Origin of the sequence: Microtetraspora malaysiensis (genome assembly GCF_050947145.1) — a bacterium.
GTDB lineage: Bacteria > Actinomycetota > Actinomycetes > Streptosporangiales > Streptosporangiaceae > Microtetraspora_A > Microtetraspora_A malaysiensis.
The window spans coordinates 1-12919 of the sequence record NZ_CP192000.1; the positions used below are offsets into that span (position 1 = coordinate 1).

A 12919-nucleotide genomic window follows, 5' to 3' on the forward strand; every position below is an offset into this window, starting at 1 on the left:
ATGAGAAAGATCTTGTTTCTCGTTATGGCGGTGAGCTGGTCGAATGTGAAGGGAGCAGGCGATCAGGATCGGCTGACGAGAGGGCGCGGCCCCAAGGAATGCCACCCCGTCGCCCTGGCCTACTTCCACGAACAGGACTGGATCGGCGACCCGACCGCGGTCCTGGCCGGACTCGACCGGGAACACCAGCCCAAGCCGACCGACAACCGCGTCCGCACCCGCGAACAGATCGACCGGCTGATCATCGACAAGCGCCAGTCGCTGGAGGACCGGACGCTGTGGTCGATGCTGTACTCCACGGCCGCCCGCGCCGACGAGGTGCTGCGCCTGGACGTCGAGGACCTGGACCGCGCCAACCGGCGTGCCCGCACGATCCGCAAGGGCGGCAAGGAAGACGACCTGCTCTACGACAGCCGCACCGCCCGGATGCTCGGCCAGCTCCTCGGCCGCCGCCGCACCGGGCCGGTGTTCCTGTCCACCCGCCGCGCACCCGAGGACGGCACCGCGCGCTCCGGGGGGTTCGACAAGAGCAGTCGACGGCGCCGGATGACCTACCGCACCGCCGAACGACACCTTGGCACCGCTACCAGTGGCTGGGACCTGCACGATCTACGCCACTCCCGGCTCACCCACGCCGGAGAGGACGGCGCCACCGAGGCCGACCTGATGAACCTCTCCGGTCACGAAGACCGCCGCACGCTACAGCGGTACCTCAAGCCGTCCAAGGAGGGCACCCACCGACGGCTGGACGAGATCGACGCTCAACGCGGTACCTAAACGCCCAGCACGGAGGAACTCGCCGCCCGCATGGCCACGCACTGATCAGAATCACCGCAGGTCAGGCATATCCGCCCGAAATTTCCTGAGAACTACGGGGACCCCGTCTCCGGCTCCGCCGTAGGGATGGCGGCCACGTGGGGTCGTCGGCTGCTCACCGTACTGCTGCATCTCACCCTCCCCTGCCCGCTTGCCCCCTACTGTGGCCGAGGATGCGCGCGACTGGGGCGTACGAACGGGACGGCTTCCTGAGCTGTTACAAGGGGCCCCGGTCAAATGCGGGCGAAATGGTCGGTCGGAGGACGGGCGGCCAAGGCGTCGACGAGCGCTTGGTCGACGGCGGCGATCGTGACGATCCGGAGCCGACGCAGCCAGTAGCACCAGACCGGCTCCAGGCCGGGCACGGCCGCCCACTCGGCCTCGCTCAGCTCACCGCGGGCGTAGGCGATGGCCTGGGGCCTGCCCGCGTGAACATCACTCTTTCGTTCTCAGCTCTGCCGAAGTGATCATTCGTCCGAGTTCATCAGCCAAGCGTGCGCGCTGCTCAGGGGTACAGCCCTTGGGCACACGAAAGATCAGGCGTTCTCCCGCATCGGTCTGGATGTCAGCGATGTCCCACCCGATCCACTGAGCGATGGCCATCGCCTTCACGCTGTCCGGATCCAGTCCGAGTCCTGCCGCAAGGGCGTCCAGGCGCCAGCTATCAGGCATTCGGGGCACACGGCCGTTCAGCACGTCGGTTATCCACTGGGCGGTGAGATTCTGGCCCGTGGTCGGGCTCACGGACTGCAACGCGAGCGTGCGGATGCTGAGGCCCACGTCCCTGATGTGGTCGCGGATGAAGTCGCTCAGGGGACTAGGAGGCCGATCGGCAGCGACGCGTCGCAGCGGCATTTAGTTGTCAGCTCCTCGAAATCTCTTCGTCGTGATCGTGACCATCATGCCCGCTAGATCCTGACGACAGGGAGCAATCCTCTGCAAGCCTTGGCAGCAACCTCGTCAGCAAGATGACCGATAAAGCACGCCTCTGTCGCAACCTCGACGACTCTGCGAGTCATGTCGGTTGAACGGGTTCGGCTTCCCGCCCTTTGCCCGCGATCGCCCTCTATATCCCGCGCGGGAGGCCCGGCATGACCGGCCGCTCGATGCGCGCTTGGGCGAAGAACTGCGCTCTTCGGCACGGAGAGGCCCAGGCAGGTGTGATCTGCTCGACGAACGCACGGGCCTGGCGGGCGGTCATGGCCCGCGGTCACTTTCCGCACGAGCAGGCTGCGCTCATGCGCGTCCACATGGCGATCCGAGTTGGCGAAACCACCTGCGCCAACCTCACATTTCGCTGCCCCGCAGATCGCCGATCCGGCGCCATCACGCCGCTCGGCGATCACGGAGGACAGCGGGCCGCTGGGGCTATGCCCTGGCGGCCCTCAAATCATCCGTCGGATGAAGTCGCGGGTAACCGAAGTGCCCGCTTCACTCAGGAAATTGGCTAAATCTTCGGAAATAAGACTCTTTTCTACCCCGACAGTGATCTCTTTCCGAGCGATCTCAGCCACCGCGATCTCATGCCCGAGATCTCCGGTTCGTCGAACGCGTATGCGGACTGCAGGGTCCGGGAGCGTCTCTTCGACGGGCTGGAGCAGGCCGAGTATTTTGATCATGCCGATCTCGGCGAGAGGGTCCTCCAACTCCGGGGCGAACTGCGCCTCATCGACAAAGGCGAGGATCCGAGGCCCCGGAAACGTGCGGCTGATCAGTCCTGGGCAGCCACATGGCAATGGCGTGCGACGGAACTCTATTGACGGCTGTAACGGCGATGACACGGACCACCCACCGCGTCCTTTCTGTGCCACTATGTCCGCTTGTATGTGACTGGCAGGCTCAGATGCGGACAGCCTGGCGCGTTCCAACAGCAACGGCGATGGTGTATCGGGAAATTACGATTTACGTTTCACCCATCTCCACCCCACCTGCACCGAAATGATCAATCGTGTGCGGTTTTGGCGGGTGGTGCATGTGACCTCGCCCGGCTTTCGGGGCGCCGGCATAAGTCGCGGGACGCGTCGCAGGCGATCCCAGCAGTGGCCGCGGGGTGACCACCGATCTGACGCCGGATGCCGATCCGCTGGTCGCGCCGCGATCCGACCGGTGCCGCACTCCGCCACACGTCGCAACGGCATTTGGTTGCCGGCTCTGGACTCTGTCCGTAGTGATCGCGGCCCGTCATGCCCACCGGATCCTGATAACAGAGAGCAATCCTCTGCGAAACCCGGTGCGGGTTTGTCAGCAAGATGGCCGGACAAAGGATCCCCCGCCCTTAGACGCGTATGCAGAATCTTTCGGTTCCACGTGCATCCGAGTATCTGCTGTGGTTACAGTGCCACCTGCAGTCGAACTGTCAGCGGAATCTGATGACGCACTACTCCATCGGAGATGGTTGGCCATGGCGGGAAAGCCGCAGATGCACCTGCGGAGCGTGGCGCTCTTACGCGCCGTGATGTTGGGACACAATCGCAGCATGGCCGAGTTTGCTCGCCACGCGGACCTCACCAGGCAGTGCATCGACGGTCTACTCAAGCGAGGCACGTGCCGCCGTACCACGGCGGATGCCATCGCGGCAGCGGCGGGAGTGCAGACTCTCGACCTGTTCAACCCGCGAATGTCATCAAAATCTGCTGACATCAGAGATCTGTGATCTCGGAGTGCGTTTTCGATTAAGGATTCGTATCCCTTTGCCCCTCGGAGGGGGTTCTTACCCGAAGTCCGATTCGCGCCATTTCGACTGAGCTACACATTCCGCCGCGCCGTTCTCAGACGCGGCTCCTGGGATGCGCCCTCGGCACCACCGGTAAGAGCGCATTCCGCAAACCTCACGAAAGGAATCGTCTCTTGACGATGAAGAAAGCCCTCGCCATCGGCGTCTTCGCAGCCTCCGCCGTGATCGCATCTGCGGCAGTGGCTACCGAGGCCGCAAACGCGGCGAGCATCACCACACAGACGGCCGGCAGCTCTGGCATAGCGGGGCCTGGCTACACCACGTCCAGGGGGGACGTGGTGGCCGTCCGGACCGTCAAGACGACCGTGGAGAGTCACGAGTACGTCCTGGACGGCCGCTCGTACACGCTGCCCAGCTGCCAGTACATCATGAACGGCGGGGTGTACGTCTCGCCCTCCTGCGGATCGAGCTACAGCCAGCCGGTCTACCTCCTGAACAACCGCCCGTACCCTCTGCCCGGCACCTGGCAGCGCCAGGTCATCTCCGGCATGCCCGGTGGCTGGTACGGCCTCCCGGGTTACCGGCTCGGCCAGAGCGTTCACCAGTACGTCCTGGACGGCCGCTCGTACACGCTGCCCAGCTGCCAGTACATCGTGAACGGCGGGGTGTACGTCTCGCCCTCCTGCGGATCGAGCTACAGCCAGCCGGTCTACCTCCTGAACGGCCGCACGTTCCCTCTGCCCGGCTCCTGGTGCAACCAGACCGTGGCGGGTCTCCCCGGCGGCTGGTACGGCCTTCCCGGACGCGGGTTCGGGTTCGGCGAGAACTGGATCGGGTTCGGCCGTAACTGGGGCGGCTTCGGCCGTAACTGGGGCGGCTTCGGCCACAACTGGGGCGGGCCCGGCAGCGGCTGGGGCGACCACGGCGGCTGGGGCAACCACGGCAGCTGGGGCAACCCTGGTGGCTGGGGCGGCCACGGCTGGCCGCGCCCGACTTCCAGCCCGAGCACTCCGGTCCCTAGCACTCCGGGCTCGGGGACTCCCGGCGGCGGCTGGGGTGGCGGCACTCCCGGCGGCGGCTGGGGCGGCGGCACTCACGGCCCCGGTACCGGCGGTCCGGGCACCGGCGGTCCTGGCACCGGCGGTCCGGGCCGTGGCGGCTGGGGTGGCCAGCGCTAACTGGTGATTGCGGAGCCCAGAACACGGGCGGCATCACCACAACAGCCTCGGCGGGCACCGCACGACCGCCGAGAACGAGAGACGTGAAGGCGCTGGTGAGCGTCTCTCGTCCAGATCGCGGCAGCAGGGGTCGATCCCGGTGCCCCGGCTGATCGTTTCCATCTCGCGCCTCGCACCTGGGGAATTGGTGCGGATGGGAACACACCGCGATAGAGCGGCTGCGATGGGAGACATCGCAGCCGCTCTCCTCTCATGTCTTGCCTGCAGAGCCCGTACAGAAGCATCGGCCTTGTCACACATGATGCTGATGTCGACGTTCGACAGGCAGATGTGCCATCTGTAAGGGCAGTTCGTGGCGGGTATCGGCACCTCGGCGTGAGTACGGAAAGACCCGCTGGCGCTTGACCGTCCTCGACGGCAGGGGCCGCGATAGCGCCCGGCGCCGGGTTCCGAACCTGCGACGAATGGAATCACGATGACTTCGTTGGACTGGTGTGTCATGGGGACACTGTTGGGCGTGCTCTCCGCGTCGGCTTGGCCGCCATGGCGGCAGGCCATTCTCGGCCTCGAGGAGCCGTGCATCAGCAGCCCGGCCGGAGCCGGATGTGATGAAAAGGCAGAGGTATACGTGTTCACCGGCGTCTACGCCGGGAGATCCGCCACAGAGACGATGATTGCCAGCTGGGACCAGATCACCATGTACGCCGCGCAGCGCTCCACGAATATGGACATCCTCTACGTCTGCGTGTCGCAAGGCATCCAAAGGTGGTACTGGCAGTACGGCTACATGACTGATGCTCCGGCCATCACATCCGAGGCCGGGGAACGCGAGCTGTCAGCCCACTGCCAGCCGCAGCTGGCACGGTCGGCGCTAACCGATGACGTCGCTGTTAGTTGGTGGCCACCTATCCGCGGATTTCCGGACACCGGCGACAACACCGCAGTCTCGTCGGGACCGCGTCACCGCCGACAGCGAGAGACGCGGAGGCGCTGGTGGACCGTTCTCCGCCAGTTCGGTGGGGGCTGTTTCCGAGAACCCGGCTGATCGTTAGCGGGCTGCCCAGGAGCAGGCACCTAACGCGCAGCTCCCGCGCGGCAACCTCTAGGGGCTACCTACATGGGAAGTCCCCCACTTGGATTCGAGTGGAGCAGTGACCGAAACGGCCAGTTCGAGGAGGTCCACGACCTGGTGTGCCGAACTGGCGCACCACGTGGCCCGGGACCATGCTGCTGACCTGATCGGGGGATTCTCGATGCCGGGCGCCGAAGGCGATCGGCGCCGATCGCCCCACCCCTTACGGCGGGCACCGAAGTGGGCGATCGTCACGGCCTGTACCAGTGCGGCCTTGTGGCTCCCAATCGTCGGCGCCGAGCCTGACCCGCACCCGGGCGTCGCGATGCGCGCGGGCGTACTCGAGTTCGCTCGGCTCGTAGACGTCGGCCAAGTCGACGCCGTCCATCAGCGCGCGGGCCGCGCTCTGCTGCTCGGTGGTCAGCGGCCTTTCCGGCATGATGCCGACCTCGGCAAGGCCCTCGCCGATCCATATCAGCGGCCGCGCCAGCGACGGGTCATGCAGGTGGACCGTGGTGCCGTTGGCCAGCCGGTAGGTGTGATGCGGTCGCAGCCGCTCCCGGCGGCGAGCCGGTACCACCTGTTCCTCGGGCGGACCGCGCACGGTCACCCACGCCACCGCCCGGCGGCCCTCCTTCCACGCCCGCGGGGGCAGCGATCTTGCCCCTCGTATCGGAGAAACCTTGATACCTCGCCTTTGGATTTTCCTGATCTTGGATAGCGACGGGTCCTGCGGACAGGCAAGCGGACGGGCCGGTCGCCCGCTCTTGGGGCACCGTCCGGGGGCAGTGCGGAGGGGCAAGGGCGGGCCTTCGACGATCACGGAGCGTATGGTTTCGGTCACCGACTCGCGTTTTGTGGAGGTGGCCCGTTGACCGCTCACACTCCCGGCACCGGTTCGGCCGGCGCCTCCGCTCAGGCGCACTACCGCGCACAGCTCGCCCTCACCCGGGCCCGGCGATGGACGGCGCGGGCCGCCATCGCGGCGGCCGTCGGCGGCGCGGGGACGTGGGTACTCGGCTGGCGGGCCGGGCTCGCGGCGGCGGCGGTCGCCGCGGCCGCCGACGCGGTCCACCGCTGGCGTAGTCATTCGGGCGTGACGGCCTGGCGCAAAGGCGCGGCGGGGGAGCGCGCGACCGCGCGCCTGCTGCGCCGCCTGGAGCGCGCCGGCTACACGGTGCTGCATGACCGGGCACTGCCCGCGAGCCGGGCCAACGTCGACCACCTGGTGATCGGACCGGCCGGGGTGTTCGTGGTCGATTCCAAGAAGTGGGATCGCCGTACCCGGATCAGCGGGGTCCGCGGCCGGATCTGGATCGGCAAGCGCCCCGCCGGGCCGGTCGTCACGCCCGTGCTTTTCGAGGCGCGAACGGTCGGTACGGCGCTGACCCGGGCCACCGGCCGCCGGGTCGACGTCGTCCCGGTGATGGCCGTGCACGGCGCGCAGATGCCCCAATGGGGCGCGCTGGCCGTGGACGGGGTCACACTGCTGCGAGCCCGGCGCGTACCCAACTGGATCCTGCGGCACGGCCGGCAGCTCGACGTCGACACAGTCGGCCTGCTGGCGGCCGCCGCTGCCTCCGCGTTGCCACCGGCGGCCGGGGGACCAGACAAGTGACCAGATATCTCGGGCCGTGCGCTGCCTTAAAGGGGTGCGACCCGCTCCTCGGCGGCCGCCGCGCCCTGGTGGGCCTCGCGTACGACGTCCCGTCAGGCGGGACCGCAGATCGGCCAGGGCGGCCTCGGAACAGGTGTGACCGAGCACGAGCAGCTCGACGGCATCCGCGTTGGCAAGGCGATCTTGTCTACCAAACCGCGGATTGGTAGACAAGATCAACTAGGCCAGCAGCGCGGCGATCGCCTCGACCTCAGTCAGCTCGGGCGGGTCGGAGAGGTTCCGTGGTAGGCCCAGGAGAGACGACGGGATGGGCCAGCGACCCATCGGCACCACCTGCGGGCAAGATCGTTCGGCGGGGCCCTTCCCCCATCCCGGAGCCTGTCCCGCCGGCGAGGCGCGAGATTCGGGGGCGGAGCCCCCGAGGCCTTTCTGTGGATCGGGCTCATGCAGGTTGCGCGGGTGTCGTATTGCGTGGGCTCACTGGGTGGCGCAGTCCATGTTATTGATCTTGTCTACCAAAACCGCGGATTGGTAGACAAGATCAACTAGGCGTCGTCGTCGTTCGGGAGACCGCTGACACGGACACGCCGCAGGGCTCCTGTCGCGGCTTCTGTCTTGCCAGGGGCTTTCCTGGGATAGTCATCTCCCGAATCCGAAGTACCAGCGGAACGCTGGGAAGCACACGGAACAGGAGTCGCACATGGCAAAGGTAACGACGGTCCTCAACCAAAAGGGTGGCGTCGGTAAATCCACCATCACCGTCAACCTGGCGGCGGTTTTCGCCGAGACCGCCCGCTCTGATGAGAAGACCGTCGCCGTTTCCATCGACCCTCAGGGGTCAGCTACCTGGTGGTCGGACCAGGTGTCGCGCGTCTTCGAGGAACTGTCCAAGACGGACCCCGAGCGCGCCGCTGCGCGGGCGCTGCCCTTTGATTTCATCCAGGCGCACGACGACCTCGCCGGGCTGATGACCATGCCGACCCTGCCAGGGGTCGGCCACGTCGTGGTGGACACCCCCGGCTGGATCGACATGTCCGGGATGGACTCCATGGTGGACCCGCTCGGCAGTGGCGACGATGCCAAGGCATTGCGAGCAGTCCTGGACAACACCAGCGAAGTGCTCGTCCCGATCGAGCCGGAGCCGTTGTCCTTTCAGCCGACCTGGAACACGATCGAGAAGGTCATCAAGCCTCGCGGGCTGCCGTTCCTCGTCGTCATCAACAACTGGGATCCTCGAGACGGCCGGGCCGACTTGGAGGACACCGAGTTGTTCGTCACACGTCAGGGGTGGCCGCTGTCCCGGACGGTGATCCGCCACTACAAGATCCATACACGCGCCAGCGCGGAAGGATTGGTCGTCACCCAGTACCCCCGTAACCGGGTCGCGATGGAGGCGCGTGAGGACTTCTACCGGTTGGCCCTGGAACTCGGCCAGCGAGGCGGTGTCCGCTGATGGCTGGTAGGCGCACAAGCTTCGCCGAACTCAACGTCGGCCAGACACCCAACGAGGAGCCGGCGGAGGTGTCCGCGCTAGTAGCCGAGGCCCCTGCCGCCGAGCGGGTGGTCACCGGTATGGTGCTGCCGCCATCGAGCGGGATGATTCCGGATGAGCCAGAGTTCGCGCTGGCCCCGGCTGATGCCGATGTGGAGTCGCAGTTCCACCACTACGAGGGCTTGATTTCCCGAGCTCGGGGCAAGGTCGAGACGGTACTCACCAAGGCGGAGCGGTACTGGCGACTCACCGCCGGGCCCGCGTTGCAGGAGATCCGCGACAACGCGCTGTATCAGGGGGCCGGGTTCGCCTCGTTCGAGCGGTACGTGGCCGAGCGGTGGGGCATGTCACGCCCGCGGGCCTACCAGCTCATCGACTCCGTGCGGGCGATGAAGGCACTTGGGCCGGTCACGTCGGAGGTGCCGAACGAACGGCAGCTCCGCGCGATCGTCCCGGTGGTCGATCAGCATGGCGTGGAAGCGGCGCAGGCTGTGTGGAAGCTGGCTGAGGAGCGCGGCCGGACCTCGGGTGCTGCGCTGGAGCAGGCGGCCATCGACCTGAATTATCGGGCCGCGCTGGCAGCTCCGCCGGAGCCTGAGGCGAAGCCGGTCGTGCTGGCATGGCCTCGGTATGAGCCGATGCTGCGGGAGCTTGAGGATCTGCGGGGCCTTCGCCAGGTGGCAGCCGAGGCTCCGGATCGGGCCCGCGAGCTGGCGATGAAGTTCCGGAAGGCGGCGGCCGAGCTGGAGGCAGATCTCCCGAAGGACGACGACGTCTAGTTGATCTTGTCTACCAATCCGCGATTTTGGTAGACAAGATCAACAGCGTGAGGGGTGCGAGCCGTACGGCCTGCACCCCTCACCGTGCCGAGCGGCTTCTATCGGTTGCGTAGCCGCCATTCCGGCTCGTTGTCGTCGGTCTTGGAGTCGACCAGGGCCTAACGGCCCTTACGGCGAGCGTTCAGGTCCACCACGGGGGCGGACGGCCTGGCGAAGCTGGCTGCTCGCCTGCAGGCGGCCACGGACTCCGGTCGGCCGGTGCTGATGCGCGTCGAGGAGCACGGCTGGCATGGCGCCGGCTCGACCAGAGACCAGGAGCAGGCACTGCTCGCCGATGTGCTGGCCTTCCTGTTGCACGCGTCCGACGGGTCATGATGACGACAGACATGTCGGGTACGGCACACGCACGTGCCCTCAGCGACGTCACGGCCCGGTCGATCCCGGCCTGCGTGTGACGCTCAACTTCCATCCCGACCGCCTGGTGGGCGAGCTGGCAATCCTCGACAGGCCGGCAAGGACGGCGTCTACCTGTCCCAGTTCGTCACCGGGACCGGCCACGGGGGCCTGACCGCCCATCCCGGCGGGGACAGGTGGCGCGGGAAGAGCCGCATCTTCGCGCGGGCGCCTACGACGAGGCGCCGCCGCGCCACCTCGCCAGCTCGCACGGCGGCAACTGGGACGTGAGCAGGGAAGCCGGTTACCCAGCCGAGACAGTGACGTCTCCGGAACCCGTGGTCAGAGACATCTTGCGCGGTGAGGAGCTGTCTTTCTTGACCGAGATGTTCGCGTTACCGGATGTCGTCCTGGTGTTGACGTCATAGGTCTCGTCGGGGACGGTGAGCACGACGTCGCCCGAGCCGACCGACAGCTCGACACCGTCCGGTGCGGCCGCGTACTTCAGGGTGACGTTGCCGGACCCCGCCTCCGCGAGGAGCTTCTTTCCGCCCAGGCCGTCGCCCTCGATGTCGCCAGAGCCGACCTTGAGGTCCAGAGGGCCGGTGAGTGACCTTAGCGTCAGATCGCCCGAGCCGGCGTCCAGGTTGACCTGTACCCCCTTGGGGATCTCCACCTTGTAGTCGACCCCGCAGGTGCCCCACGACTTCCGGCAGTCGTAGTAGACGGAGAGCGCGTCGCCCTTCATCTTGTGCCCTGCCTGCGGCTTGTCGTTGCTCCAGTAGAGCCTCTCGGTCACGCTGACGTACGTCGCGTCCGACTCGGTGACGGCCACGTTCCCGCTGCCGCTTCTGAGGTGAAGCTGCTGCACCTTCTCCTTGACTTGGTACGTGCTGGTTTCCTCGTTCTTCGGTTTGCTGATGGCGTCCAGGCCGCACCCGGTCAGGAGCATCGCGGAGGCCAGCAGGCCGCCCGCGATCGCAGTGATCTTCATCCTGTCGATCCTGTCCGACATTCCCCCCAACCTGCATCAGGGATGTCCCCGACGGTTCCCCGGGAGAACCCCACCCCGCGACCCCATAGCTGGGCATGCCCTTGGTGCCGGCGACCCTGTCCGTTCGCGGTCAGGGGAGCCACTTCAGGGAATAGGCGAGACACCAGTACCTCTTCACCGACCCCGCCCACGCCCTGCGCGAACGGGTGTTGTGGAGGCTGCTGTACGAAACGGCCGCCAGAGCCGAGGAAATCCTCACGCTCAACGTCGAGGACCTCGACCTGGAATTCCGGCGCGCCCGGGTCGTCTCCAAGGGCGGCGCCATCGAGTACGTCCACTGGGCCACCCCCACCGCCCGGCTGCTGCCCCGCCTGTTGGCCGGCCGCACCACCGGACCGGTGTTCCTGGCCGACCGGCGCGCTCCTGCCTCTGGCAGCTCATCAGCAGAGTTGATCATCGCGGGCATGGCCTACACCGTAAGCGAATCGAGATCTTGGCCGTAGATTCCGGGGTCATCGCAGGTCAGGGGCTACTTCGTTGGAAATTTCTTCATTGCTACCGGGACCCCTCATTGTCGTGGTCCTGGTGCTGCCCGTGCTGAGCGGCTCTGGCGAACGCCGCGGCGTTGGCCAGCCACGCACGCTCGTCCCAACCGGCGCCCGTACGGCTCGGGGTCGGCTCGCTGAGCGTCGCTGCGAACACTTCCTCGGGCTCGGCGGCCCACCGTGGCGGGGCCACGGTGCTGCTCCGACTGTCGGCTCCGTCCCGTCCATCTCGGGCAGCGGTCCTCGCTCGGGCTTCCTCCAGCGCGCGTCGAACCGCGTGCCGGCTGGTCGTAGTGGCTTCGTGCTGCGCGGCCACCGCGGCGGCCCGGGCCGCCATCCCTGCGGCGTAGCTCTGGCCGTCCTCGTCGGCGGGGACCTCGGCCCGGCGGCGGAGCGCGGTGAGGGTGCGGCCGATGCGGAAGCGTACGACCCGGGCCAGGTCGGCGGCCGATCCGGTCTGCTCGGTGAGCAGCTCGACGACCTCGGATTTGGGCAGGCGGCGCAGCAGCAGGGCGACCAGCCGCCCGATTTCCGCGGCTTCGGCGTCAGCGAGGCCGCGGGCTTGGCCTCGCTGAGCTGCCCACAGCGGTCCGCAGATCTGTACTAAGTAAAGGCCAGAGGTTGTTTCTTCGTCGCTGATCCCCCGATACGGGGTGCGGTGCGGCCGTGGCAGGCTCGGCCGGTCTGCTCGCCGAGGGGAGGGGGGAGAGCCCTCTTGCATATAAGGAGACGTGTGAAGTCGTCCACAACCGCCTGCAGTGTGGCGTGCGGGCCCGGTGGTCGAGCCTTGCCGGATCACCTCACAGTCAGCGAGCAGAGCGTCGGCCTGTGCTCGGGTGATGGTGCCCTTAGCTCGGCTGGCGGCGGGGTCGATCTCGTCTCGTACAGCCCTGGCCAGCGTGCGCGGCAGCTCGGCGGGCAGCTCGGCGGGCACGCTGAGGACGTAGCGGGCCCGCCGGCCCGGGGCGGGGGCGGCGGTCTGCCGTACCAGGCCCAGGGGCCGCAGTCGGCCGAAGTCGGCCCAGGCGATACGGACGCTGACCCGGTGGCGGGTGGCGTAGGACTCCATGACGGCCTGCATGTCGGCCAGGCGGCCGCGCTCGTCTGCCCAGTGGGTCAGGTGCCGCACCATCCGCCAGGCGCACTCGTCGGCGAGGTCGCCGCGCCAGCGCTTCAGCGCGGCAAGGCGGAACCACGTCCGGCGCAGCATCGCGGGCAGATGCTCCGCGCCCTCGTAGTAGGGCGTACGCGGGCGAGACGGGGCATTGTTCTTCTCGGCTTCCCGCACGCTGCCCCGTCGCAGCGACACGCCCAAATTCGGACATGCTGGGCTAGCCGGACGACCATCGGCTATCGTG

At 67.3% G+C, this 12919-nt stretch carries 10 protein-coding genes and 2 pseudogenes; 7 read left to right on the forward strand and 5 right to left on the reverse strand.

What is annotated here, in order from left to right; all coding sequences use genetic code 11:
- The first annotated feature begins 30 nt into the window (after positions 1-30).
- Complete coding sequence (locus tag ACQP1V_RS43315) at positions 31-777, forward strand: tyrosine-type recombinase/integrase (protein WP_433426453.1); 747 nt, start codon at positions 31-33, stop codon at positions 775-777.
- A 474-nt stretch (positions 778-1251) separates the two neighbouring features.
- Here the strand turns inward: ACQP1V_RS43315 and ACQP1V_RS43320 are convergent, their stop codons facing one another.
- On the reverse strand, positions 1252-1671 hold the full coding sequence (locus tag ACQP1V_RS43320; RefSeq protein ID WP_433426456.1) for a hypothetical protein: 420 nt from the start codon (positions 1669-1671) through the stop codon (positions 1252-1254).
- A 530-nt stretch (positions 1672-2201) separates the two neighbouring features.
- Positions 2202-2597, reverse strand: a complete 396-nt coding sequence (locus ACQP1V_RS43325; RefSeq protein WP_433426512.1) for a hypothetical protein — start codon at positions 2595-2597, stop codon at positions 2202-2204.
- Between the two features lie 1066 nt (positions 2598-3663).
- Here ACQP1V_RS43325 and ACQP1V_RS43330 point away from each other — a divergent pair.
- Entirely contained in the window at positions 3664-4668 is a 1005-nt protein-coding gene (locus ACQP1V_RS43330; protein ID WP_433426459.1) for a hypothetical protein, read from the forward strand.
- A 1295-nt stretch (positions 4669-5963) separates the two neighbouring features.
- Here the strand turns inward: ACQP1V_RS43330 and ACQP1V_RS43335 are convergent.
- Positions 5964-6359, reverse strand: coding sequence for a hypothetical protein (locus ACQP1V_RS43335; RefSeq protein ID WP_433426462.1), 396 nt, complete (start codon positions 6357-6359; stop codon positions 5964-5966).
- 252 nt (positions 6360-6611) lie between these two features.
- Between ACQP1V_RS43335 and ACQP1V_RS43340 the strand changes: the two genes are divergently transcribed.
- The 4 genes and pseudogenes from ACQP1V_RS43340 to ACQP1V_RS43355 all read left to right on the forward strand — a co-directional run.
- Entirely contained in the window at positions 6612-7358 is a 747-nt protein-coding gene (locus ACQP1V_RS43340; protein ID WP_433426465.1) for a nuclease-related domain-containing protein, read from the forward strand.
- 700 nt (positions 7359-8058) lie between these two features.
- Positions 8059-8811 (forward strand): ParA family protein, encoded by a 753-nt coding sequence (locus ACQP1V_RS43345; protein WP_433426468.1) that lies wholly within the window; start codon positions 8059-8061, stop codon positions 8809-8811.
- Complete coding sequence (locus ACQP1V_RS43350; protein ID WP_433426470.1) at positions 8811-9629, forward strand: hypothetical protein; 819 nt, start codon at positions 8811-8813, stop codon at positions 9627-9629. The genes ACQP1V_RS43345 and ACQP1V_RS43350 overlap by 1 nt, the downstream gene beginning before the upstream one ends.
- A 445-nt stretch (positions 9630-10074) precedes the next feature.
- Positions 10075-10270 (forward strand): annotated as a pseudogene (locus tag ACQP1V_RS43355) (DUF3626 domain-containing protein); the annotation flags it as partial.
- Positions 10271-10326: 56 nt separating this feature from the next.
- Here ACQP1V_RS43355 and ACQP1V_RS43360 read toward each other — a convergent pair.
- Positions 10327-11016 carry a DUF4097 family beta strand repeat-containing protein gene (locus ACQP1V_RS43360; protein ID WP_433426472.1) on the reverse strand — a complete coding sequence of 230 codons (690 nt, stop codon included), beginning with the start codon at positions 11014-11016 and terminating at the stop codon, positions 10327-10329.
- 155 nt (positions 11017-11171) lie between these two features.
- Between ACQP1V_RS43360 and ACQP1V_RS43365 the strand changes: the two are divergent.
- Positions 11172-11468: pseudogene (locus ACQP1V_RS43365) on the forward strand (tyrosine-type recombinase/integrase); the annotation flags it as partial.
- Positions 11469-11571: 103 nt separating this feature from the next.
- On the opposite strand, the gene ACQP1V_RS43370 reads toward ACQP1V_RS43365, so the two are convergent.
- Entirely contained in the window at positions 11572-12870 is a 1299-nt protein-coding gene (locus ACQP1V_RS43370; RefSeq protein ID WP_433426475.1) for a hypothetical protein, read from the reverse strand.
- Positions 12871-12919: the final 49 nt, after the last annotated feature.